Source organism: Sphingomicrobium nitratireducens, from assembly GCF_026157035.1.
Classification (GTDB): Bacteria; Pseudomonadota; Alphaproteobacteria; order Sphingomonadales; family Sphingomonadaceae; genus Sphingomicrobium; species Sphingomicrobium nitratireducens.
Genome location: NZ_JANJZA010000001.1, coordinates 255,939 through 277,700, shown reverse-complemented (window position 1 = coordinate 277,700; position 21,762 = coordinate 255,939). Strand labels below are relative to the sequence as shown.

The window sequence follows — 21,762 nt, the reverse complement described above, 5'->3', positions numbered from 1 at the left end:
ATGCGCGAAATTGTTTTCGACACGGAAACCACCGGCCTTTCCCCTGGGAACGACCGGATGGTGGAAATCGGCTGCGTCGAGATGATCGGCCGGGTCGAGACGGGCCGCACCTACCACTGCTATTTCAACCCGCAGCGCGCGATGCCGAGCGAGGCGGAGGCCGTTCACGGCCTGTCCGACGCGTTTCTCGCTGACAAGGCGCTGTTCGCCGACAAGGTCGAGGAATTGCTCGAGTTCATCGGCGATTCGCCGCTGGTCGCGCACAATGCGAGCTTCGACTTCGGCTTCCTCAACTACGAGCTGCGGACCTGCGGGCGCACCGAGGTGTGCATGACGCGCATGGTGGACACGCTGGTGCTCGCGCGCTCGAGACATCCGGGCGCCAAGCATAGCCTCGATGCATTGTGCACTCGCTTCGGTGTCGATCGCAGCCAGCGCGTCAAGCATGGCGCGCTGCTCGATGCGCAGCTGCTCGCGCAGGTTTATGTCGAGCTTACCGGCGGGCGCCAGATCGGCCTCTCGCTGGCGGCCGAACAGCAGGCCGGGGCCTCGCCGCAGGCGATCGCCGCCGCCGCCGGCGCCACACCGACGAGGCCGCGGCGCGAACCGCGCCCGCACGCGCCGAGCGAAGAGGAACTGTCGCGTCACCGTGCGTTTATTGCGAAGATGGACGACCCCTTGTGGGAACGGGTCGCGTAACCCATCTCGGTTGAACAGACGCTGCCCGTCCCCAGGGCTGCACCAACGGAAAGGAGGGGCGCATGGACGTCCGTGTCGCAGGTCATCAGGTGGAAACCGGTGAGGCCCTCCAGAACCATGTCAGCGACCGCATCGGCCACATGGCGGAGAAGTATTTTAACCGCTCGGTCGGTGCCAACGTCACGTTCGGGCGCGGCCCGCACGACGATTTCACGTGCGACATCGTCGCGCCCGTCAACCAGGGCATCGTGCTCAAGGCCTCCAACCGCGCCGGCGACGCGCACGTCGCGTTCGACGGAGCGGCCGACAAGATCGAGCGGCAGTTGAAGCGCTACGTCGACCGGCTGCGCGAGCGGCGCGGCGAGCCCGAAAAGGGTCGCGACTACGAGGCCGGCTACACGATCTTCGCGCCGATGGCCGAGGAAGCACCACCGATCGAGCATCCCGCCGTCGTCGCCGAGACGATGACCGATATCCCGGTCGCCAGCGTGTCCGACGCGGTGATGATGCTCGACCTTCGCAACACCAACGCTCTGATGTTCACCAACGGAAAAACCGGCGAATTCAACATGGTGTATCGGCGGGACGACGGCACGATCGGCTGGGTCGAACCGCGAAAAGGCTGACAAGCCGTAGGGTTTCGAGTAGGGAGCGCCCCGAGCGAGTATCCGGGGTGCAGCACGTACGTTATGAATCTGAGTAGTTTCATCGACTCCTCGTCCATCCGGGCGAACCTGTCCGCTCGCAACAAGCGCCAGCTTCTCCAGACGCTGGGGCAGGTCGCGAGCCAGCAGCTGGGGCTCGACCCCGGCCTGGTCACGGACGCTATCGTCGAGCGCGAAAAGCTCGGCTCGACCGGGTTCGGCGGCGGGGTCGCGATTCCGCACGGCAAAGTCAGCGGGCTCGACCATGTGTACGGGCTCGTCGCGCGGCTTGACCAACCGGTCGACTATCAGGCGATCGACAAGATGCCGGTCGACCTCGTCTTCCTGCTGCTCTCGCCGCCCGATGCGGGCGCGGAACATTTGCGCGCGCTGGCCGCGGTCAGCCGCCTCATCCGGCACGGCGACGCACTCGACCAGATCCGCGGCGCGCGCAGCAAGGACGCGATGGCGAGCGTGCTGCTCGGCGCCGACGAGCTTCATGCCGCCTGAGGCCAGTCCGAGCGGCGCCGAGGCGCACTGCCGGGCGCTCGAAGCGCTCTATGCCTCCGCGCCCATCAACGAGCGCTTCGACAGCCGCATCGAGCTACCCGAGCCGGGGCTGGCGCGGATCCGGTTCCAGGTCGAGGAACGCCATTTCCACGCTGCGGGCGCGGCGCACGGGACGGTCTATTTCAAGATGCTCGACGACGCGGCCTTCTACGCGGCCAATGGGCTGGTGACCGACCGTTTCCTGCTGACGACCGCGTTCAACCTGCTGTTCACCCGGCCGATGAAGGCGGGCGAGGCGGTGGCGGAGGGGCGCTGGGTGTCGGGCCGACGGCGCGTGCTGGTAGCCGAGGCGCGGATACTCGACAGTTCCGGCGAGGAGACAGCGCGCGGGACCGGCACGTTCATGCGCTCGCACATCGCGCTGTCGGGGCTGCCCGGCTACCGCCTGTCCGAATGAGCCCGCGGCTCGCCGCCGGAGTCGAAGCGCGTGCGCTGTTGCGCCGTGTGGGCGGCGAGGGCGGGTTCGGAACGATCCTGGCGAAGGGCGACGAAGAGCGCGGGTCGATCCTCCTTCACCTGCTCGAAAAGGGCGCGCATCGTGGGTTTCTGGAGCGTCGGCTGGAGCTCGACGGCAACTATAGATGGGGCTGCGTGGGGCCGGACGAAAATGCAGAATCGGCCAAAATCAAGGATTTCGCCGAACGGCGTCGCGTTAACGATCCGGACTTATGGTTAATCGAACTGGACGTCGCGGATGGCGAACGGTTCGTCGCTGAAATGATCGATTTGCCTTGATCCTGACGCACGCATGCGAAAATGGGCGCGCTAACTATTGCGGGGGGCATCCCTAGCCAGACGGCTAAGAGTTGCCACGCAGTCGGGGGACATCGCCCCGGGATGACAGGAAAACGGTTTAGGCCGCTTCCGGTTCCGGACGCGAGGTTCACCGCACAGTGACAGGACCTTATGAAGGTGACTTTGCGCACGGCGCTTCTCATCGCGGCCAGTCTGACGGCATCGTCGGTCGCACCCGCGCAAGTGGCGGATACCGCGAATCTCGCGATCGACGGCTCGGCGATCCTGCCCGGCACGGTCGCGTTCGCTCCCGAGGAAGAAGCCGTCGCAGCCGACCTCATCGAGGTCGATACCGTCGCCCTGCTCGCCGAGCAGGCTTTCGACGACGCCGCGGACACGGTCGAGGCCGAAGCTGAGATCGAACAAGCCGTCCTGCCGCAGGACCTGCCGGGCCTGGTCGCCGAATTCGCCGGTGGCGAACCGCGCGACGAGCAGATGGAATGCCTCGCCAAGGCGGTCTATTTCGAAGCCCGCGGCGAATCGCTCGCCGGCCAGCTGGCCGTCGGCGAAGTCATCGCCAACCGCGCCGAATCGCGCCGTTTCCCGGCGACCTATTGCGGTGTCGTCACGCAGCGCAGCCAGTTCAGCTTCGTCAAGGGCGGGCGCATCCCCGAACCGAACCGCGGTTCGTCGGCGTGGCGCAAGGCGGTCGCAATCGCGCGCATCGTCGACGGCGCCCATCACGAATCGCAGGTCGCTGGCGCGCTCTTCTTCCATGCGCGCCGCGTCAGCCCGGGCTGGCGCCTCAACCGCGTCGGTACGGTCGGCAACCACGTCTTCTACAACTGATCCGGTCCATCGCCGGTTCGAAAAAGGGGCTGCGAGCGCTGGTTCGCGGCCCCCTTTTGTTCTAGGTCGGACGGATGGCCGATCTTCCCTGTCTAGACGAGTCGCCGCCGCTCGCGCTCGATGTCGCCCGCGGCGTGACGCGACTTTTCGCGCGCGCCGACATCTTCGCGATCTGCGAGGTGCCGCTGCCCAACGGACGGCGCGCGGACCTGATGGGACTCGACCGCAAGGGCAAGCTCGTCATCGTCGAGATCAAGGTCGCGCGCAGCGACCTCGTAGGCGATGCCAAGTGGCACGACTATCTCGACTATTGCGACCGCTTCTACTGGGCGGTGCCGCCCGGGCTCGCGGCGATCTGCGAGGGAGAGGAATATCTGCCCGAGCGCGCGGGGCTGATCGTCGCCGATCGCTACGATGCGGCGATGGCGCGCGAGGCGGCGGAGCAGGCGCTCGCCCCCGCACGCCGCAAGGCCGAGACGCTGCGACTGGCACGACGCGCGGCGCGGCGATTGGCGGGGCAGCTCGACCCGGGTCTCGACGACGGACGCTGACGTTTAGCGCAGGATCGGCCCGAACTCGAGCTTGGGCTGGGCCTGCGTCTTCTCGATGATCGCGAGCAGTTCGGGGTTTCGCGTGTCGCGCGCCGCATACTGGCGCGCCGACATGCCGCCGGCATGGTCGACCTTGTCGGGATCGGCACCTTCCTCGAGCAGCGATTCGAGGATGTCGGGACGGCGCAGCTGGACCGCGAGGATCGCCGGCGTCTCGCCCCAGCGATTGCCGAGATTGGGATCGGCGTCGAAGGCGAGCAGGCGGTCGACCGCTTCGAGATGATCGTTGCGGATCGCGATGTGGAGCGCGGTCTCTCCGTCCTTGTCGAGAATGTCGGGATCGGCATCGTGGATGAGCATCGCCTCGATCCACGCCACCTTCTTGGCGCGGGTGGCGATGTGAAGTCCGGTCTCGCCGTCATGCCCCTTATAGTTGGCAATGCGCGAGCCCGGCGCCTGGAGCATGGGGACCGCGACCGCGCCGTTGAATTCGCGCACCGCGGCGATGAATTTCTCGCCCTCGGGCCCCGATTGCCCCTGCGCCGGCACCACGGCCAGCATCGCTAGCCCCGCCATTGTCACGAACCACTTCCCCACGTCGTCGAATCCTCCTGCCCCATCGATGGATTTTGCCCTTGCAGCCGCCAAGTTGCCCGCGCAAGGGTCGCTTCACGCCATGAATAGCAAAAAACCTTTCTGGGAAAAGCCCTTGGCCGACCTCGACGCGGGCGAATGGGAAGCGCTGTGCGACGGGTGCGGGCGCTGTTGCCTGCATAAGGCCGAGGACGAGGACACGGGCGACTATTACGCCACCAACATCGCGTGCCGCCTGCTCGACCGCGAGACGGGCCGCTGCCGCGACTACGAGACGCGCAAGCGCCACGTGCCCGATTGCACCCAGTTGACGCGGGAAGGCGTCGGCACGATCGGCTGGCTCCCCGCAAGCTGCGCCTATCGCCTGCGCCACGAGGGAAAGCCGCTGCCCGCCTGGCATTACCTCGTGTCCGGCAGCCGCGAGACCGTCCATCAGGCGGGCGAGTCCGTGCGCGGCTGGACGATCGACGAGGACGAAGCCGGCGACATCGAGCATCACCTTGTCGACCGCGCGCTCTGAGCACCGACTTCGCATCGGCGAGGAGGAGGTTGCACTGGAAGTGCGCCGCCATCCGCGCGCGCGCCGCATGGCGCTGCGCTACGACCCGCGCGAGGACCTGCTCAAGCTCACCATCCCATCGCGTCTCGGTCTCGCCATGGCGTTGCGCTGGGCTGGCGAGCATGGCGACTGGATCGAACGACAGCGAAAGGGGCGTCCGGAGGAGATCCGGCTGGTCCCGGGTGCGACGATCCCGTTCGATGGGCGGGAGCTTCTTCTCGTCCATGAGGAGAGCGCCTCTCGCCGCGTTCGCCTCGAAGGCGATACGATCGTCACCGGAGGCCCCGAGGAGGCGTTCGCGGGCCGCGTCTCGCGGTGGTTGAAGGAGCAGGCCCGCACCATCCTCAGCGAGGAAACCGCCGCGATGGCCGCCGCTGCCGGGGTCAGGATCGCCGGCGTGTCGGTCGGCGATGCGCGCAGCCGCTGGGGCAGCTGCTCGTCGGCAGGGCGGCTGCGCTACAGCTGGAGGCTTGTGATGATGCCGCCGCAGGTCCGGCGGTACATCGTCGCGCACGAAGTCGCGCACCGCGTCCACATGGACCATGGCCGTGCATTCCACGCGCTCGAGGCCAAGCTTTTCGGCGGATCGGTCCGCGAAGCGAAGGGCCTATTGCGAGTCTGGGGGAAGCGGCTTCAGCGGGTCGGTTGACGGCTGCTGCTGCGGTTGGGGCGGCTGTACGCGCTGCGGCTCGACGCGCTGGGGCACGACCCGAACCGCGCCCGGTCCGTCCTGGCTGGGCGGCGGGACCTCCTGAGGCTGGCGCTGGCGATCGCGGCGCAGCACGTCGTCGAGCCAGCTCTGGTCGACTTCGCCACCGTCGGGTGACGGCGCCAGCGGATCCGCGGGATCGTAGGGCAGGCCGATGATCTCGCCGTCGGGCCCGATCAGCGGCTCGTTGCCGAACCAGGCTTCCTCGTCCGGCTCGAGTTCCCATTCGGGCAGCGGACCGTTTGTGTCGAATTCCTCGACCGGGCGGCCGGCAACCGCCTTGACCATGAAGTCGCGGAACGCTTGCGCGGGCGCGGTTCCGCCCGCCAGGCCGCCGACGCGCTTGTTGTCGTCGCGGCCCATCCACACGCCGGTGGTGAGGCCGGAGGAGAAACCGACGAACCAGCCGTCGCGATTGTCGTTGGTGGTGCCGGTCTTGCCTGCGACCGGCCGCCCGATCTGGGCCGCGCGGCCGGTGCCGAACTGGACCGCGGATTGCAGCAGGTCGGTCATCTCCGCCGCAACCCACGGCGCGACCAGCACGCGGTCCGCGCTGCGCTGGTGCTGGTAAAGCAGGCGTCCTTCCGCCGTGACGACCTTGCTGATCGCATAGGGCGGGGCGGACACGCCGCCGTTCGAGACGGCGGCATAGGCGCGGGTCAGGTCGAGCAGGCGCACTTCGCTCGTCCCCAGCACCATCGAGGGATAGGTCGACACGTTGTCGGAAATGCCGAACCGGTTGGCCATCGCGGCGATGGTCGAGAAGCCGAACTCCGCGCCGATCGAGGCGCTGACCGTGTTGATCGATCGGGCGAAGGCTTCGCGCAGGCTGACCTCGCCGAGGAACTGGCGGTTGGAGTTGCGCGGCGCCCAGCCGTCGATCTCGATCGGCTCGTCGACGACCATGTCGTCGGGACGCAGCCCGTTCTCGAGCGCGGTCAGGTAGACGAACAGCTTGAACGCGCTTCCCGGTTGGCGCTTGGCGACGGTCGCGCGGTTGTACATCGATTCGACATAGTCCTTGCCGCCGACCATCGCGCGAACCGCGCCGTCGCGGTCGATCGCCACCAGCGCGCCCTGTGCCCCGCTCGGCGCGTGCGCATTGATCGCGGCGTCGGCGGCGTCCTGCATTTTCGCGTCGAGCGTTGTCCACACGTCGATCGGCTCGCCGGTCTCGTCGATCAGCGTGTCGAGCTGGGGCAGCGCCCAATCGGTGAAGTAGCGCGCGCTGTTCTCGTTGGCGCGGCGCTCGAGCTTGATCTCGGCCGGATCGACGCCGCGCGCCTCGGCAGGCGAGAGGTCGCCATGGTCGACCATCAGGTCGAGGACGACGCCGGCGCGGCTGCGCGCCGCTTCGACGTCGGCGGTCGGCGAATAGCGCGAGGGCGCCTTGACCAGCCCGGCGATGATCGCGGCCTCGCCCAGTTCGAGCTCGGTCGCCGAATGGCCGAAGAAAGTACGGCTGGCGGCGTCGATGCCGTAGGCGCCGCCGCCGAAATAGACGCGGTTGAGGTAAAGCTCGAGGATCTGGTCCTTGGTGAACTTCTGCTCGAGCGCGAGCGCGATGATCGCTTCCTTGACCTTGCGACCCATCTCGCGGCGCGGATGGAGGAAAATGTTGCGCGCAAGCTGCTGCGAGATGGTCGACACCGCGCGGACGCGGCCACCGTCGCGGACCGCGACCGCGATGCCGCGCACGATGCCGATCGGGTCGACACCGGGGTGGCTGCGGAAGCGACGGTCCTCGACCGCGACCATCGCGACCTTCATCGTCTCGGGGATCTCGTCGTAGGTCAGCCATCGCCCGAAGCTCGGGCCCATCGAGACGAGGACCGTGCCGTCGACCGCGCGCATGCGCACCGTCTGGCCGAGATCGTCGCGGCGGGTGAGTTCGCGGTAGGAGGGGAGCGACTGCATCGCGATTCCCACCGCGATCGCCAGGCCGACCAGCCCGACGAGTGCCAGGGCCACGCCCCACTTGACGAAACCGATGAAGAGGCGGCGGGCGTTGGTCTTGTTGGTCATCCGGTCTCGTCGCTAGACCGCCGCGCCGTTCGCGACAATCGGGAAATCAGTCGTCGTCCTCGTCGGGCCGGAAATCGAGCGATGCGCTGTTGACGCAGTAGCGCAGGCCGGTCGGGCCGGGTCCGTCGGGGAAGACGTGGCCAAGATGGCCCTCGCAAGCTGAACAGCGGATTTCCACGCGGGTCATGCCGTGGCTCTGGTCGGACCGCTCGTCGATCGCGTCGCGTTCTGCGGGCGCGGTGAAGCTGGGCCATCCCGAGCCGCTGTCGAACTTCGCGTCGGATGCGAACAGGAGCGTCCCGCAGCCCGCGCAGCGGTACCGTCCCTTGCGCTTCTCGCCGTTGAGCGCGCCCGAGAAAGGCGGCTCCGTCCCGCCCTCGCGCAGGATCCGATATTGCTCGGCGGAAAGGCTCCCCTTCCATTCGGCATCGGTGCGGGACTTGTCGGTCATGTCGTCTCCAAGCGTCGGCGGGGCAAAAAGTTGCCCGTTCATTAACCCTGTTTTCATCCTCGCCCAATAGGCCGGGAGCATGACCAAGGGCTGGCTTGCCCCGATTGGCGCGACTCTGGTCGCGATTCTGGCTTCCGTGGCACTGCCCGCCGCGGGGAACGCCCAGTGCCGCCTGTGCTCGAGCCCGGTCACCACGCCCAACCAGTCCGAAAGCGAGCAGCAACTCGTGGAACTGCAGGTCGAATCGCAACTCGACTTCGCGCAGCTGATCGTCCTCGATTCGGGCGAGGGCAGCGCAACGCTCGCCGCCGATGGCGAACGGCGCGTGTCGGGCTCGGTCACTGCCATTTCCTCGCGCGCCATGCTGGGCAGCGTCACCATCCACGGCGAGCCCGGACGGCGCGTGTCGATCGACATGCCCGCGCGAATCGAGCTTCACTCGGTCGACGGCCGGCGAATCGTGCTCGAGGACATCAGTGCCGACTTTTCCGACTTTCCCGCGCTCGGGGGCGATGGAAGTTTCCAGTTCAACTTCGGCGGGCGCCTGATCGTCGAAGGTGGGCTGGAGGGCGATTTTCGCGGAGATATCCCCATTTCGGTGGAATATCTGTGAAATCCATTCCGTTTTAGCGGAATCGTAAACGGCAAATTTACCATGGCCCTGAGCAAAGCCGTAAGCGATCAGGGTTAATTCCCCAAACCACGGACGGCCGGCTTTTCGAGTTGGCAGGCCGAATCACTTCTGATGGACCAGTGGGGAATAACCAGATGACCAATTTTAAGCGTCTCGCCGTTCTCGGCACCTCGATCGCTGCCGTCGCGCTCACCGCGATGCCGGCACATGCCGCCAACCCGAACACCGAAGGCCGCGCCAAGGTGAAGATCGTTCGCCCGATCGACATCACCAACACCGGCGAGCTGGACTTCGGCACGATCGTCCTGCCGTCGGGCGGCACGGGCCTCACCAGCGCGACCGTCGCGGTCAGCGCCGAGGACGGTTCGGTCACCGCCAGCTGCGCGGGCTTCACCTGCTCGCTCAACACCGGCGACACCAGCACCTACGAAACCTATTCGCTCTCGGGCACGCGCGCCGTCAACGTGGTCGTCACGATCCCGCAGTCGGCCCGTCTCTATGTCGACGGCAACACCGCCAATCCGTTCATCGACGTCAGCCTGTCGGGCCAGGCCTCGGTGCTCGGTGCCGCGACCGCTGCCGGGACCGACAACGAGCACACCGTGACGCTCCCGAACACGGGTGCCGCGGGCAGCGCCGCGAGCTTCGACTTCAACGTCGGCGGCTCGATCACCGTCCCGGACAACCAGACGGACGGCGACTATTGGGGTGATTTCACCGTCAGCGCCGACTACGAGTAAGCGACTGACGACCGGGGCTTCCCGGTCCTGAAGAAGGAGGGCGTCGGCGTTTGCCGGCGCCCTTTTTCGTGGTCGGCACGCAGCCTACTCCGGCGGAAATGTTAATCGACGACGCCGACGCGTGGGCAGCGCCGGGCTCTTGCGCCCCGAAAGAACGAACAGGGTTGGCATAAAATTAACCAATTTTGGCGAGGAATAGGTCCGAAACGGCGCAAGAGCTGCGCCGCAGGACCAGGAGTATGTCGCCGATGACCCGTTCCCACCGCCTGATGACCGCTGTTGCCGCCCTCGCTGCGACGCTGGTGCCGGTCTCCGCCAATGCCGGGGTGGGCGACCTCCTGGTCGCCCCGACCAGGATCGTCCTGACCAACGGGCGCGGCACCGAGGTGCTGCTCAACAATATCGGCGAAGAGGAGGCGACCTACCGCGTGTCGGCCGAACTGCGCCGGATGACGCCCGACGGCCAGTTGATCGAGGTCGAGGATCCCACCGAGGCCGAGCGCCTGGCGCAGGAAATGATCTATTTCGCCCCGCGCCGCGTGACGTTGCCGCCCGGCCAGCCGCAGGCGATCCGCATCGCCGCGCGCGCGCCGCAGGGCCTCGCCGACGGCGAATATCGCGTCCACCTGCTGTTTCGCGCGATTCCCAAGCCGCGCCCGGTGGAAAAGCGCGAAGTGGGCGGTGGCATGAGTTTCCGCCTGATCCCGGTCTACGGCGTATCGATCCCGGTGATCGTCCGCTTCGGCCAGCTCGAAGTCGACACCACGATCACCGACGTACGCACGACGAACGAGCGCGCGATCGAGGTCGACCTCAAGCGCGCAGGCGATCGCTCGACCTACGGCGCGATCGAGATCACCAAGGACGGCGAGGAGATGCCGATCGCGGAAATCCGCGGGATCGCGCTCTATACGGAGATTGCCGACCGCACCGTGAAGGTGCCGGTACGCGGCGACTACCAGGGCACGCTCAGCGGACCGGTCAAGGTCACCTACCGCGAGCACCCCAATGACGGCGGCGCGGTGATCGCGGCCTACGACGCGGTCCTCCCCTAGGGCGGCGCCGGGGGGAAGAAGAACCAGCGATGCGGCTCCGGTCCATCTTCAGGAACGCGCTGACGCTGCTGGCCCTCGTGGCCGGCGGCGTTTCCGCACCTGCGGAGAGCCCGGTTACCGAGCGTTGGGTCGCCGATCCCGAGGAGCAGTATCTGCTCGACGTCCGTCTGCGGATGAACCGCATCGGCGATGGCGTGCGTGCTTACCCGACGCCAGAGGGCGCGTGCATCGTCTTCGGCGATTTCCTGTCGACGCTCGACGTGCCTTTGAAAATCGATATCGAAGAACAGCGAGCACACGGTTGGGCGTTTTCCGAGGAAAATACCATCGACATCGATCGCGCTGCTGGCGAAGTGATTACCGCCCGCAATCGCGAGGCAATTGCAAAAAGCGATATTCGCGAGGTTCCCGAAGGCTGGTGCGTGGCCAGCGACGCGCTCGCCCGCTGGTTCGATCTGGGGCTCGAGGCGAACATGTCGGGCGCGCTGTTGCGTGTCGAATCGGAAGCCAAGTTGCCGGTCGAACTCGCCATCGAGCGTCGCAAGCGCGCCGAGGCGCTCCTCGAGCGTGCGACCTTCGACATGGCCGCACTCCCGCAAGTAAAGCTGCCCTATCGCATGTGGCGCACCCCTGCGCTCGACGTGATCGTCAGCGGCGGCGCGGCCTACAGCGCACATAGCGGCGTCAAGATCGACCGCAGTGCGGCGGTCTACGCCTCGGGCGAGATCGCGAAAATGTCGTTCGACGCGCGCCTGGCCAACGAACAGCTGAACGGCACCAGCCTGCGTCTGCGCGCCTATCGCTCGGACCCGGGCGCCGACCTGCTCGGTTTCCTCCACGCAACCCATCTCGAGATCGGCGATCTCGTCCACGGCGCCAACGGCGTCGGGTCGATTGCGGGCGGCGGGCGCGGCGCGCTCGTCACCAACCGCCCGCTGCGCCGACTCGCCAATTTCGATCGCGTTACCTTCGAAGGCGAACTGCCTGCCGGCTGGGACGCCGAACTCTACCGAAACGGCCAGCTGCTGGCCTTCGCCACGGCGTCGCCCGACGGCAAGTATCTGTTCGAGGACATCGAGCTGACCTACGGCGACAACGAAGTCGAGATCGTCCTCTATGGACCGCAGGGCCAGATCCGCCGCCGCCTCGAATCGGTGACGGTCGGCGAACAGCAGATTCCGCCCGGGCAGACCTGGTATTTTGCGTCGGTCAGCCAACCGGGCCGTCAGCTGGTCGAGCTGGGCGGGGGCAACAAGCCGCAATACGACCTCCAGGCAACCGTCGCGCTCGACCACGGGCTCGACCGCAAGACATCGGTCGGCCTCCTCGCGCAGACGCTGCTCGAAGACGACCAGCGCGTCTCCTATGTCGAGGGTGCGGTACGCCGGACTCTCGGGCGTGCGTTCGTCGAAGTGTCGGCGAGCGCCAACGAGAAAGGCGGCTTCCAGTTGCGCAGCCGCGCCATCGCACAGCTTGGCAAGGTCGCGCTGTCGCTCTCGAGCCGACTCAATCGCGGGCTGACCATCGACAGTCGCGAAAATCCGGTCCGCGCGGAATATGTCGCGGGCGCAAGCGTGCCGATCAAGCTCGGCAAGCGCACCGTACCGGTGACCGCGCGATTGCGATTGACCGACAATGCCGACGGTTCGAAGGCGCTCGAGGCAGCGACACGGTTCAACGTCGCCCTCGGCCGGTTCAATCTCGGCACCGAATTCGACTGGACCCGCAGCGGCATCGGCCACGCTTACCGAACGCCCTCCGACGCGATCGGGGCGCGACTGATCGGGTCAGGCCGTGTCGGCAAGGTCCGGCTCCAGGGAGTCACCGACTTCGACCTCGACAAGGGACGGCTGCGAACCGCCGAACTGAGCGCCTACTGGTCGGCCGGCGAACGGGTCGACTGGGACGCGGGGATCGGCTGGCAGCCTGATGCTGGGCGACTGCGCGCGCGGGTCAGCCATATTCGAAAGCTGGACATTGCCTCGCTCGCCTTGACTGCAGAGGCTGCCACCGACGGATCGGTCGCGGCGGGGATCAACCTCGCTTTCTCGATCGATGCTCCGAACGGTCGCTGGCGACCGACCTCCAGGACGCTGGCGCGCAACGGATCGATCAAGGCGCGATTGTTCCGCGACGACAACGGCAATGGGATTCGCGATGCCGACGAGCCTTATCAGGCTGGCGCGGGGATCACCGCAGGGATGCGTGCGAGCGACGCGGTCACCGACGATCGCGGCGAAGTGGTGATGGCGGGGCTCGCCACGCACACGCCGGTGGCGGTCGGAGTCGACCTTGCCACCATCGATCCTTCGCTCGCCCCGGCCGAGGCGCTGCGCGTGGTCGTGCCGCGCCCGGGCGTCACCGCTTCGGTCGACATCCCGCTGGTCGGTGCGGGCATGGTCGAGGGCGTCCTCGTCAATGCCGGCGGCGGCGGGACCGAAGGGGTGGAAATCGTGCTGCTTGATCGCACGGGCCGCAAGGTGGCGAGCGCGCGCAGCGAATTTGACGGCTATTTCCTGATCGAAAAGGTGCCCTACGGCAATTACCGCCTCGCCATCGCCAAGGCGTCGGCCGCGTTCCTCCAGGTCAAAGCGTCGCTCGACACGCCCGTGCTGGTCACTCCCGACGCGCCCTACCAGCGGGTCGGCACCATCGCGCTCAAGCCCGAGACGGGGCGGATCGCCGAGTCCGCGCCGACCCCAACGCTGCCCGACGGGATCGACCCGCCGCAACCGCCGCCTGTCGCCACTGCCTCGCTCGCGCCCGCGCTGGGCGGAGGCGAATAGGGCCCCCGAAAGGGGCGGTTTTTCCAGATTTTCAGGGAGAAATGGTGCGGTCGAGAAGACTCGAACTTCCACGGCCTTTCGGCCACAACGACCTCAACGTTGCGCGTCTACCAGTTCCGCCACGACCGCACATTTCATGGAGGAGCCTTCAGAAGGCTCGACTGGCTGGCGGCGCCTCTAGCAAAGCGTCCTGCCCCATGCAACGCCCGATTTGCGCGTCCCGCATCGGGACGCTCGTTAGGGTCACGGTAACCATCCCGCTTCGATTCGCGTTAAGTCCGGCAGATGGTCGGAGCGACACTCCTCCTTGCAGCGATGACGCTGCCAGCCGAAGGGCCGCACAGCGCGGCGCCGATGGGTGCGAGCGCGCTGCAGGCGAGCGGCCGTGCCAGCGTGAGGATCGAGCGACCGTTCCGCCTTACCGCCGAAAATGCCGAGACGGGGATGCTGCCCGCAGGGGCGCAGCGACGCATGGCGCGACTGACCGATGCCGACGGGATCGCCCGTCAGGCACGGATCGTCATCTTCGAATAGAAATCAGGCTCCGGGATCGGCGAGCGACAGGGTCAGCTTTTCCGCGCCCGCCGGCACGTCGACTTCCGCGCTGTTGAAGCTCGCCGCCTCGCCGGGTGCGAGCGTCGGCGCGGGCGGAGCGATCGTCCAGCTGTAGACGACGCGGCCCTGGGCATCGCGCAGCACCGCGTGCAGCGGGGGCACGCGCTGTTCGGTTTCGGTCGGATTGACGACGCGTCCGGCAACCGTGAACAGCTCGTTGCCGCTCGGCACCGCCTGGCGGTCCGAGGAGGTCAGCACCACCTGCAGCGGTGAAGCAGGCTTTGCGCCCGCCATCCCGAACCGCTCCTTGAGCGCGTCGGGAGCGAGGAAAACGAACGCTGCGGCGGCCACGGCGACCAGCAATAGGAGGACGAGCAGGATCGTGCGCCCGCGCCCACGCCGGGGCTCGCCCCAACCATCGTCGTCGGGGTCCGCGAAATGCATGTCGTCGGCGGGTTCGACGGGATCGAGCGACGTGTGCGGCAGCGCTTCCTGCGCGATCGCCGCCTCCTGCATCGCGGCCTGCTCCTCCACGGCCGCGGCGACTTCCGGGGCGACCGGTTCGTCGTCGAGCGTCACGGGCGGCTCAGGGATCGGCGGCGGTGCCTGTTCGGGCGCCTCGTAGGCGGGCTCGGGTGGCGGGGGCGCAAAATCCTCCGTCACGGGCGGCGGTGGCGTCTCGACGGGCGGCGGCACGAACTCGCCGTCATCCGCATCGGGATCCTGATGCCAACTGTTGCCGCAACTGGCGCAGCGCACCTTGCGTCCCTGGGGCGGGATAGCCCCGTCCTTGACCACGTAGCGCGTTTCGCATGCTGGGCAGGTTAAGATCATTATGTTCCCGTCTCGCTTTCTGGCGGTAAACATGACTTGCAACGGATTGGCAAGTCGAAGGGGGCGTGCGAGAAGACGAGACGATGATCCGGGGGCGTTCGACTTCATGATGGTTTCGTTCGAAGGAGTGGGCTTGCGCTACGGCACCGAGGCCGAGGTGCTGCGTGATCTCGACTTCACCCTCGACAAGCGCGGCTTCTACGTCCTCACCGGCCCATCGGGGGCGGGCAAGACATCGCTGCTGAAACTTCTGTATCTCGCCCAGCGCCCAACGCGCGGGCGCATCACGATGTTCGACCAGGAAGTGACTGACCTGCCGCGCGAGGCCCTGCCGCCGCTGCGCCGCCGGATCGGGATCGTCTACCAGGACTTCCGGCTGATCGAGCACTTGTCGGCGTTCGACAATGTCGCGCTGCCGCTGCGCATCGCGGGGATGAGCGATGCCGATCTCGAACAGCCGGTGCGCGAAATGCTCGCCTGGGTCGGCCTGTCCGACCGCGCGCGCGCCAAGCCGCCGACTCTGTCGGGGGGCGAGCAGCAGCGCGTGGCGATCGCGCGGGCGGTGATCGCGCGACCCGAACTGCTGATCGCCGACGAGCCGACGGGCAACGTCGATGCCGAGATGGCGCAGCGTCTGGTCGGGCTGTTTTCGGGACTGAACCAGCTCGGCACGACCGTGGTGCTGGCGACGCACGACTTGTCGCTGGTCAAGCAGGTGCCTGGCGCGCAGCTGGTGCGGCTTGAGGGCGGCAAGTTGTCCGATCCCACCGGCGCACTGCGCCACCCGCCGCAACGACGCGAGGAGGCCGGGGCGTGAGCGTGCTGAGGATGAGCGCGGCCGAGCGGCGCCTGCTGCCGGGCGGCCGGCTGAGCGGAGCGACCCCGTGGCTGATCGCGATCATGACCTTCGTGATGATGCTCGTGGCGGCAGCGGGACTGACCGTCTCGCACGGGGCGGCGACGCTCGAGGACGCGAGCGCGAGCCGCTACACGCTCCAATTGCCGGGCGGTGCGGGTAAGGAAGAGGCGCTGGCCGCTTCGATCCGCGGGCTGCCGCAGGTGCGAAGCGTCGAGGCGGTGCCGCGCGAAGCGGTCGTCGACAGTCTCGAACGCTGGCTCGGCGCGGCGAGCGAGGGCGCCGACCTTCCGATTCCCGCGCTGGCGGAAGTGACACTGACACCGGGTGCCGACGCGGCGGTCGTCGAGAAAGCGGCCCGCACGAAGTTTCCGACCGCACAGTTGAGTTCGAGCCGGTCGACCCTGGCACCGCTGGTGCGCTCGCTGCGCGCGCTCGGATGGGTGTCGCTCGGGCTGGTGCTGCTTATCGGGCTGGCGGCAGGCGCGGCCGTCGTGCTCGCGACGCGCGCGGCGCTCGCCGCCAATCGCTCGACCATCGCAGTCATGCACGGCGTCGGAGCGACCGACGCACAGGTCGCGGCACTATTCCAGCGGCGCATGGCGCTCGACGCGCTGGCGGGCGCGCTGGTCGGGGCGGCAGCCGCCGGCGGACTGCTCCTCCTGCTGTTCGGCGCCGGGCAGGTCAGCGAGCGCTGGCTCGGGGGTGGCGCACCGATCGGCCCGGGCGCGCTGTTCGTCCTCGCTTTGCTGCCGTTCGCCGCGACCCTCATCGCAATGACGGTTGCACGCGGCGCCGTGATTGCGACATTGCGCCGCACGCCATGATCTTCCGCCTCCTGTCCTTTGTCGCCATGCTGTACGCATTGGGTTTCGCGCTGTTCGCGGTGTCGCTCGGCGAGCCGGCGCCGGCCGACAGCCGCGAGACGCAGGCGATCGTCGTGATCACCGGCGGCTCGGGTCGCATCGAGCAGGCGGTCGACCGGCTCGAAGCGGGCAAGGCCAAGCAGCTCCTGATCGCGGGGACCGACCCGCTCGTCACCGAGGCGGACATCGCCGAGCGGCTGGGCGGGCGCGAGGAACTGATCGAGTGCTGCGTGACGCTGGGCTCGGAATCGGTCGACACCCGCTCCAACGCCGAGGAAGCGCGCGCCTGGCTCGAAGCCAACGAATTCGACGAGGTGCGGCTAGTGACCAGCGACTGGCACATGCGCCGCGCCGCGTTCGAGTTCCGCCGTGCGCTCCCCGAGGACACCTATATCGTCTACGACGCGGTCAAGACCGAACCCGGGCTGGCAACGCTGTTTCTCGAATATAACAAGTACGTATTGCGGCGGCTCGGGCTGCTCCTGGGAATCTGATGGCACTGCTTCGTTCGATCCTCTTCGTCCTGCTCTTCTATCCGGGCACGCTGATCATCTCGTCGGCGGCGCTGGTCGCCGCGCTGTTCGGTCAGGCACCGCTGCGCGCGGTCGTGCATTTCTGGGCCGACTATCATCGCTGGCTGGTGCGCCACGTGCTCGCCATCCGGTTCGAGTGGGACGGGGAGATTCCCGACGGGCCCTACCTCGTCGCGGTTAAGCACGAAGCGATGGTCGAGGCGGTCGACACGCTGCGCTTCGCGCGCACGCCGGTGGTGGTGATGAAGCGCGAGCTGACGACGCTGCCCATTTTCGGCAAGGTCAATCGCACCTACGGGGTGATCGGGGTCGACCGCGAAGCGGGCGCGGCGGCGCTGCGCTCGATGATGAAAGCGGCCAAGAAGGCCAAGGCGGCGGGGCGTCCCGTGGTGATCTTCCCGGAAGGGACGCGGATTCCGCACGGCGAAAAACCGCCATTGCGCCCCGGCTTTGCGGGGTTGTACAAGATGCTGGGGCTGCCGGTGGTCCCCGTGGCGCAGGACAGTGGGCGGATCTGGCCCAAGGGGTTCGTAAAGCGTTCGGGCGTGATCCGGTTCAAGGTCGGCGAGACGATCCCGCCGGGCCTGCCGCGCGAGGAAGTCGAGCGGCGGGTGCACGAGGCGATCAACGCGCTGAACGACTGAGGGGGTGAGCGATGTTCGATAGCAGCAGGTCGGGGCTCGAGCAGCTTCGTTCCCTAATCGAAAAAGACATCCATGTGCCGATGGCCAAGTCGCTCGACTTCAAGCTCATCGACGTGGCCGAGGGCAGCGCGGTCTTCCAGGGACGCGTCGGACCGCAGGTCGCCAACCCGATGGGTTATGTCCACGGCGGCTATGCCGCGACCCTTCTCGACAGCGCCTGTGGCTGCGCCGTGCATAGCGCGCTCGCGCCCGGTCAGGGCTACACGTCGCTCGAGATCAAGACGAGCTTCCTGCGCCCGCTCCAATGCGACGGCAGCGTCGTGATTGCGACCGGCAAGGTGACCAAGATGGGCGGCAAGGCGGCGTTTGCCGAAGCCGAGCTGGTCGACGGGCACGGGCGCCTGATCGCCACCGCCACGTCGACCTGCCTGATCTTCGGTCTCGACGACTAGCCGCGCAGCGTCGCGCCCTTCTTTACCGCCGCCTCGACGATCTTCTTCGAGATCGCGCTTAGCTCTTCCTCGGTGAAGCTCTTCGCCTCGGGCTGGAGCGTGACCTCCACCGCGAGGCTGAGCGCGTCATTGCCTTCGTAGCGATCGAAGATGCGCGCATCGACGATCGCCTTCTTGTCGGCCCCGCGGATCGCGCGGACCAGCTGGTCGGCGGGAAGGTCGTTGGGGACGATGAAGGCGAAGTCGCGGCTGACCGCCTGCAGCGCGGGGGGCGCGTAGGGCGTGCGGGCGCGTTCGGTCTTCTTGGGCTGCGGGATCTGGTCGAGGAAGATCTCCGCGACCACCGTGCCCTTGGGCAGGTCGAGCGCCCTGGCGAGCTCGGGATGCGGTTCGCCGAACGCGGCGAGGATCTTCTTGGGACCGAGGCCGAGCTTGGCCGAGCGGCCCGGGTGCCAGGTCTCGCCAGCATCCATGAACAGCTGGAGATTGTCGGTCGGCGCGCCGGCTGCCTCGAGCAAGGCGAGCGCTTCGGCCTTGGCGTCGAACGCGGTGAAGCCGGTCGCCTTGCCCACGTCCCAGTCGCGCGCGCTGCGCTCGCCGGCCATCAGCAGGGCGGCGGTCGGCTTCTCGCCCTCGGCAAGGTAGCGGCGGCCGACCTCGAACAGGCGCACGCTCGACGCGCCGCGGTCGAGATTGCGGCGTGCGGCGGCGGCGAGGCCCGGTAGCAACGACGGGCGCATCGCCTTCATGTCCTCGCTGATCGGGTTGGCGACGAGGTTGGGCGCACCGCCGAACAGGTCGGCTTGGCTCGTCGGGATGAAGCTCCACGTGATCGCCTCGTTGAACCCGCGCGCGGCCGCCGCGCGGCGCAGGCGGCGCTCGACCACCTGGCTGCGGGTCGCGGTCGGGTGCGCGACACCATCGGGGCGCGGAAGCGGGGTCGAGGGGACCTGGTCGAAGCCGACGATGCGCGCGACTTCCTCGACGAGGTCGGCGGGGCCTTCGATGTCGTGACGCCAGGTCGGCGCGGTGACGTCGTCGCCCTCGACCGTGAAGCCGAGGCTTTCGAGAATCTCGACCTGCCGTTCGCGCGGCACCTCGATGCCGCCGAGCGCGGCGGTGCGGTTCCAGTCGAACGTGATCGTCGGCCGCTCCATCGGCGGGGTGCCCGCGCGGGTCACCTCGCTCGGCGTGCCGCCGCAGGTCTTCACGATGAGGTCGGTGAGGAGCGCAAGCCCGTCGTCCATGAAGGCGGGATCGACGCCGCGTTCGAAGCGGGTACGCGCATCGCTCGACAGCATCAGCTTCTGGCCGGTCTTGGCGATCCGGTCGGGATCGAAATAGGCGATCTCTAGAAGGACGTCGGTGGAGGCTTCGTCGGCACCCGAATGCTCGCCGCCCATGATGCCGCCGATATCGTGCGCGCCCTTGTCGTCGGCGATCACGGTCATGCTCTCGTCGAGCTCATATTCCTTCTCGTTGAGCGCGAGGACCTTTTCGCCCGCCTTGGCGCGGCGCGCGACGACGGGGCCCGAGAGCTTATTGAGGTCGTAGACGTGCGCCGGGCGGCCGGTCGAGAGCATCAGATAGTTGGTGCAGTCGACGAGCGCGGAGATGGGGCGCTGGCCTGCCGCGATCAGGCGGCGCTGCATCCACTCGGGCGAGGCACCGTTCTTCACGCCAGTGATGACGCGCGCGTAAAAAGCCGGGCAGCCTTCGCTGTCGTCGGTGCGGATCTCGACCGGGCAGGAGCCGTCGGTCTCGATGGTCGGGACCTCGACGGGCTTGAAGGTGCCAAGGCCTGCGGCGGCGAGGTCGCGCGCGATGCCCATCACGCCCATGCAATCGGCACGGTCGGGGGTGATGAACACGTCGAACACGGGCGAGGCACCCGAATAGTCGGCGAAGCTGGCGCCGACGGGCGCGTCCTCGGGCAGTTCGATGATGCCGTCGTGATCGTCGCCCAGTTCGAGCTCGCGCGTCGAACACATCATGCCGTTCGATTCGACGCCGCGGATCGCGGCCTTCTTCAGCACCATGCCGTTGGCGGGCACGGTCGCGCCGGGCTGGCCGAGCACGCCCTTCATGCCGGCACGCGCGTTGGGCGCGCCGCACACGACCTGGAGCGGCTTGCCGTCACCGGTGTCGACGGTCAGCACCTGCAACTTGTCCGCATCGGGATGCGGCGCGGCGGTCAGCACCTTGGCGACCGAGAATCCTTCGAGCCTGTCGGCCGGGTCCTCGACACCCTCGATCTCGAGCCCGATCGCGGTCATCGCGTCGGCGAGATCGCTCACCGAGGCGTCGGTGTCGAGGAATTGCTTGAGCCATTCGAGCGAGAACTTCATGCGCCCACTCCTGCCGAGAGGGTGGGCGTGTCGAGGAAGCTGAACCCGTAGTGGCGGAGCCAGCGCAGGTCCGCGTCGAAGAAGGCGCGCAAGTCGTCCATCCCGTATTTGAGCATGGCGAGGCGGTCGATGCCGCAGCCGAAGGCGAAGCCCTGCCACTCGTCGGGATCGAGCCCGCAATTGGCGATGACCTTGGGGTGGACCATGCCGCTCCCCAGAACTTCCATCCAGTTCTCGCGACCGCCGATGACCGGTCGGCCGTTCTCGATCGAGTAGCCGACGTCGACTTCGGCGCTCGGCTCGGTGAACGGGAAATAGGAGGGGCGCAGCCGCAGTTCGACATCGTCACGCTCGAAAAAGGCCTTGAGGAAGGTTTCGAGCGTCCACTTGAGGTGGCCGAGATGGATGTTGCGGTCGATGACGAGGCCTTCGACCTGGTGGAACATCGGCGTGTGGGTGGCGTCGCTGTCCGAGCGGTAGACGCGGCCCGGCGCGATGATGCGCAGCGGGGGCTTGTCACGCATCATGGTGCGGATCTGGACGGGCGAGGTGTGCGTGCGCAGCACCTGCGGCGCCCCCTCCTCGTTGTCGCCCTGCGCAATGTAAAACGTGTCCTGCATGGCGCGCGCGGGGTGCGCCTCGGGAATGTTGAGCGCCCCGAAATTGTGCCAGTCGTCCTCGATCTCGGGGCCTTCGGCGACCGCGAAGCCCAGGTCCGCGAAGATTTCGGCAAGCTCGTCCATGACCTGGCTGACCGGGTGGATCGATCCCTGCGGCGCGGCCGGGGTGGGCAGCGACAGGTCGAGCGTCTCGGTCTTCAGCCGCGCTTCGAGTTCGGCGCGGTCGAGCTCGGCCTTGCGCGCATCGAGCGCGCCCTGCACCGCTTCGCGCAGCGCGTGGATCTTGGGGCCTTCGGTCTTGCGCTCGTCGGGGCTCATCTTGCCCAGCGTCTTGAGCAGCTGGGTGACCTTGCCCTGCTTGCCGAGATTTTCGACGCGCAGCGCCTCGAGCGACGCGGCGTCGTCGGCCGCCCCGATCCGGGCGAGGATTTCTTCACGATCGATCATGGGGGC

At 67.6% G+C, this 21,762-nt stretch carries 25 protein-coding genes and 1 tRNA gene; 19 read left to right on the top strand and 7 right to left on the bottom strand.

Going from position 1 to position 21,762, the window contains the following annotated elements; translation table 11 throughout:
- The 7 genes from dnaQ (at window position 1) to NNY25_RS01360 (ending at window position 4,048) form a co-directional block, all read left to right on the top strand.
- Entirely contained in the window at window positions 1-699 is a 699-nt protein-coding gene (gene dnaQ / locus NNY25_RS01390) for a DNA polymerase III subunit epsilon (protein ID WP_265569568.1), read from the top strand.
- Between the two features lie 62 nt (window positions 700-761).
- Window positions 762-1,325 (top strand): ribosome hibernation-promoting factor, HPF/YfiA family, encoded by a 564-nt coding sequence (hpf, locus tag NNY25_RS01385; RefSeq protein WP_265569567.1) that lies wholly within the window; start codon window positions 762-764, stop codon window positions 1,323-1,325.
- Window positions 1,326-1,388: 63 nt separating this feature from the next.
- Window positions 1,389-1,853, top strand: coding sequence for a PTS sugar transporter subunit IIA (locus tag NNY25_RS01380; protein ID WP_265569566.1), 465 nt, complete (start codon window positions 1,389-1,391; stop codon window positions 1,851-1,853).
- Window positions 1,843-2,310: a PaaI family thioesterase gene (locus tag NNY25_RS01375; RefSeq protein ID WP_265569565.1), complete on the top strand. Its 468-nt coding sequence runs from the start codon at window positions 1,843-1,845 to the stop codon at window positions 2,308-2,310. The genes NNY25_RS01380 and NNY25_RS01375 overlap by 11 nt, the downstream gene beginning before the upstream one ends.
- Window positions 2,307-2,648 (top strand): DUF1491 family protein, encoded by a 342-nt coding sequence (locus NNY25_RS01370; protein WP_265569564.1) that lies wholly within the window; start codon window positions 2,307-2,309, stop codon window positions 2,646-2,648. Before NNY25_RS01375 ends, NNY25_RS01370 begins: the two co-directional genes overlap by 4 nt.
- 177 nt (window positions 2,649-2,825) lie before the next feature.
- Window positions 2,826-3,497: a cell wall hydrolase gene (locus NNY25_RS01365; protein ID WP_265569563.1), complete on the top strand. Its 672-nt coding sequence runs from the start codon at window positions 2,826-2,828 to the stop codon at window positions 3,495-3,497.
- A gap of 74 nt (window positions 3,498-3,571) precedes the next feature.
- On the top strand, window positions 3,572-4,048 hold the full coding sequence (locus tag NNY25_RS01360; RefSeq protein WP_265569562.1) for an MmcB family DNA repair protein: 477 nt from the start codon (window positions 3,572-3,574) through the stop codon (window positions 4,046-4,048).
- A 3-nt stretch (window positions 4,049-4,051) separates the two neighbouring features.
- Here the strand turns inward: NNY25_RS01360 and NNY25_RS01355 are convergent, their stop codons facing one another.
- Window positions 4,052-4,645, bottom strand: coding sequence for an ankyrin repeat domain-containing protein (locus tag NNY25_RS01355; RefSeq protein WP_265569561.1), 594 nt, complete (start codon window positions 4,643-4,645; stop codon window positions 4,052-4,054).
- A gap of 79 nt (window positions 4,646-4,724) precedes the next feature.
- Here NNY25_RS01355 and NNY25_RS01350 point away from each other — a divergent pair, with 79 nt between their 5' ends.
- On the top strand, window positions 4,725-5,162 hold the full coding sequence (locus NNY25_RS01350; protein ID WP_265569560.1) for a YcgN family cysteine cluster protein: 438 nt from the start codon (window positions 4,725-4,727) through the stop codon (window positions 5,160-5,162).
- A 40-nt stretch (window positions 5,163-5,202) separates the two neighbouring features.
- Window positions 5,203-5,850 (top strand): M48 family metallopeptidase, encoded by a 648-nt coding sequence (locus tag NNY25_RS01345; protein WP_265569559.1) that lies wholly within the window; start codon window positions 5,203-5,205, stop codon window positions 5,848-5,850.
- Here NNY25_RS01345 and NNY25_RS01340 read toward each other — a convergent pair.
- Together NNY25_RS01340 and msrB are read right to left on the bottom strand one after the other, a co-directional pair.
- Complete coding sequence (locus tag NNY25_RS01340; RefSeq protein ID WP_265569558.1) at window positions 5,809-7,935, bottom strand: transglycosylase domain-containing protein; 2,127 nt, start codon at window positions 7,933-7,935, stop codon at window positions 5,809-5,811. The two genes, NNY25_RS01345 and NNY25_RS01340, sit on opposite strands and share 42 nt — an antisense overlap.
- Window positions 7,936-7,981: 46 nt before the next feature.
- Window positions 7,982-8,386, bottom strand: coding sequence for a peptide-methionine (R)-S-oxide reductase MsrB (msrB, locus tag NNY25_RS01335; protein WP_265569557.1), 405 nt, complete (start codon window positions 8,384-8,386; stop codon window positions 7,982-7,984).
- A 79-nt stretch (window positions 8,387-8,465) separates the two neighbouring features.
- On the opposite strand from msrB, the gene NNY25_RS01330 reads away from it, so the two are divergent.
- From NNY25_RS01330 to NNY25_RS01315, 4 genes are all read left to right on the top strand, one after another.
- The gene (locus NNY25_RS01330; RefSeq protein WP_265569556.1) at window positions 8,466-8,999 is read left to right on the top strand and encodes a DUF4402 domain-containing protein; all 534 of its coding nucleotides are present in this window, start codon (window positions 8,466-8,468) and stop codon (window positions 8,997-8,999) included.
- A gap of 155 nt (window positions 9,000-9,154) precedes the next feature.
- Window positions 9,155-9,760: a DUF4402 domain-containing protein gene (locus NNY25_RS01325; protein ID WP_265569555.1), complete on the top strand. Its 606-nt coding sequence runs from the start codon at window positions 9,155-9,157 to the stop codon at window positions 9,758-9,760.
- 248 nt (window positions 9,761-10,008) lie between these two features.
- On the top strand, window positions 10,009-10,815 hold the full coding sequence (locus tag NNY25_RS01320) for a fimbrial biogenesis chaperone (RefSeq protein WP_265569554.1): 807 nt from the start codon (window positions 10,009-10,011) through the stop codon (window positions 10,813-10,815).
- A gap of 29 nt (window positions 10,816-10,844) precedes the next feature.
- A complete protein-coding gene (locus NNY25_RS01315) occupies window positions 10,845-13,601 on the top strand; it encodes a carboxypeptidase-like regulatory domain-containing protein (RefSeq protein WP_265569553.1) in 2,757 nt (918 codons plus the stop codon).
- A 42-nt stretch (window positions 13,602-13,643) separates the two neighbouring features.
- Here the strand turns inward: NNY25_RS01315 and NNY25_RS01310 are convergent.
- Window positions 13,644-13,730 (bottom strand) — tRNA-Leu (locus NNY25_RS01310).
- A gap of 156 nt (window positions 13,731-13,886) precedes the next feature.
- Here NNY25_RS01310 and NNY25_RS01305 point away from each other — a divergent pair.
- Window positions 13,887-14,135, top strand: a complete 249-nt coding sequence (locus tag NNY25_RS01305) for a hypothetical protein (protein WP_265569552.1) — start codon at window positions 13,887-13,889, stop codon at window positions 14,133-14,135.
- 3 nt (window positions 14,136-14,138) lie between these two features.
- Here NNY25_RS01305 and NNY25_RS01300 read toward each other — a convergent pair whose 3' ends face one another.
- Window positions 14,139-14,990 carry a zinc-ribbon domain-containing protein gene (locus tag NNY25_RS01300; protein WP_265569551.1) on the bottom strand — a complete coding sequence of 284 codons (852 nt, stop codon included), beginning with the start codon at window positions 14,988-14,990 and terminating at the stop codon, window positions 14,139-14,141.
- 106 nt (window positions 14,991-15,096) lie between these two features.
- Between NNY25_RS01300 and ftsE the strand changes: the two genes are divergently transcribed.
- Genes ftsE through NNY25_RS01275 form a run of 5 tightly spaced genes read left to right on the top strand, consistent with a single transcriptional unit; the run spans window position 15,097 to window position 18,341 of the window.
- A complete protein-coding gene (gene ftsE / locus NNY25_RS01295; protein WP_265569550.1) occupies window positions 15,097-15,807 on the top strand; it encodes a cell division ATP-binding protein FtsE in 711 nt (236 codons plus the stop codon).
- Entirely contained in the window at window positions 15,804-16,673 is an 870-nt protein-coding gene (locus NNY25_RS01290) for a cell division protein FtsX (protein WP_265569549.1), read from the top strand. The genes ftsE and NNY25_RS01290 overlap by 4 nt, the downstream gene beginning before the upstream one ends.
- Entirely contained in the window at window positions 16,670-17,206 is a 537-nt protein-coding gene (locus NNY25_RS01285) for a YdcF family protein (RefSeq protein ID WP_265569548.1), read from the top strand. The genes NNY25_RS01290 and NNY25_RS01285 overlap by 4 nt, the downstream gene beginning before the upstream one ends.
- Window positions 17,206-17,889, top strand: coding sequence for a lysophospholipid acyltransferase family protein (locus NNY25_RS01280; RefSeq protein ID WP_338112450.1), 684 nt, complete (start codon window positions 17,206-17,208; stop codon window positions 17,887-17,889). Before NNY25_RS01285 ends, NNY25_RS01280 begins: the two co-directional genes overlap by 1 nt.
- 11 nt (window positions 17,890-17,900) lie before the next feature.
- Window positions 17,901-18,341, top strand: a complete 441-nt coding sequence (locus NNY25_RS01275; protein WP_265569547.1) for a PaaI family thioesterase — start codon at window positions 17,901-17,903, stop codon at window positions 18,339-18,341.
- Here the strand turns inward: NNY25_RS01275 and pheT are convergent.
- A complete protein-coding gene (pheT, locus tag NNY25_RS01270; protein WP_265569546.1) occupies window positions 18,338-20,689 on the bottom strand; it encodes a phenylalanine--tRNA ligase subunit beta in 2,352 nt (783 codons plus the stop codon). The genes NNY25_RS01275 and pheT overlap by 4 nt on opposite strands.
- A complete protein-coding gene (pheS, locus tag NNY25_RS01265) occupies window positions 20,686-21,756 on the bottom strand; it encodes a phenylalanine--tRNA ligase subunit alpha (RefSeq protein WP_265569545.1) in 1,071 nt (356 codons plus the stop codon). The genes pheT and pheS overlap by 4 nt, the downstream gene beginning before the upstream one ends.
- Window positions 21,757-21,762: the final 6 nt, after the last annotated feature.